At 63.3% G+C, this 1,107-nt stretch carries 2 protein-coding genes; both read left to right on the top strand.

What is annotated here, in order from left to right; genetic code table 11:
- A partial coding sequence (locus tag EGJ34_RS21820) for a transposase (RefSeq protein ID WP_125362463.1) occupies positions 1 to 263 on the top strand: 263 nt, incomplete at its 5' end.
- Positions 263 to 1,087, top strand: coding sequence for an IS3 family transposase (locus EGJ34_RS21815; RefSeq protein WP_260477099.1), 825 nt, complete (start codon positions 263 to 265; stop codon positions 1,085 to 1,087). The genes EGJ34_RS21820 and EGJ34_RS21815, both read left to right, overlap by 1 nt.
- Positions 1,088 to 1,107 lie beyond the last annotated feature (20 nt).

The following is a 1,107-nucleotide window of genomic DNA, read 5'->3' as shown; positions in this document are numbered from 1 at the left end:
CGGCGCTGGTCCTTGAGATCATCCAGGGCAAAACCTCGGTGGCGGCAGCCAGCCGCCAGTTCGATCTGACGCCAGCTGAGATCGAAAGCTGGGTTGAGGACGGCAAACGCGGCATGGAGAACGCCCTGAGGGCCAAGCCCGAGGACGTGCGCGAGCAGTACGAGCGGCAGCTCAAAGACCTGCAGGAAGCCTACGGTGAGGCCATGCTGGAGATCCGCGCCCGAAAAAAGCTGGCATCCCTGCTGGGAAAGGACGAGAGCTGATGCTCTCGGTCCAGCAGGGCCTGAAGGACGAAGGCGTCACGGTGCCAATGACCAAGTTGTGCCAGTGGTTCGGCGTGGCGCGTCGGACGACGTACTACAAGCCGACCAAGGCGCCGGCCAAGGTCAATGCCGAGCTGGCGCAGCCGATCAAAGAAATGATTGAAGCTGAGCCATCGTTCGGCTACCGGACCGTGGCTGCATTGCTGGGCATGAACAAGAACACCGTGCAGCGGATCTTCCAGCTCAAGGGCTGGCAGGTTCGCAAACGCCCCATCGGCCAGCGCCCGCGGATTGAAGCGAAGATTTCGCGTGCGGAAGGGCCAGATCAGCGTTGGGCGACCGACCTGTGCCGGGTCTGGGGCGGCAAGGATGGATGGCTGAGTCTGGCGCTGGTGATCGACTGCGGCACACGGCAGTTGCTCGGCTGGCACCTGTCGCGAACCGGCAAGGCGAGCACCGCATCAGCGGCGCTGGAACAGGCCTTGATCACCCGCTACGGCACGCTGGGGCGGGTGCCGGCGCCCTTCCTGCTGCGCTCGGACAACGGCTTGGTGTTCACCAGTCGCGACTACACGCGGCTGGTGCGTAGCTATGGCCTGCAGCAGGAGTTCATCACGCCACACTGCCCGCAGCAGAATGGAATGGTGGAGCGAGTGATCCGGACGTTGAAGGAGCAATGCGTGCACCGGCATCGTTTTGAGAGCCAGGTCCACGCCACGCGCGTGATCGCCGACTGGATTGCCTTTTACAACCAGCAGCGCCCTCACCAGGCGCTGAAGATGATGACCCCGGACGCGGCTTATGCCGCTACATTAACTGCATGACCTGAGCAGGAACCGGTGGG

This window comes from Stenotrophomonas sp. 278 (genome assembly GCF_003935715.1).
GTDB classification, from domain to species: Bacteria; Pseudomonadota; Gammaproteobacteria; order Xanthomonadales; family Xanthomonadaceae; genus Stenotrophomonas; species Stenotrophomonas maltophilia_AH.
This window is presented reverse-complemented; position numbering and strand designations above follow the sequence as displayed.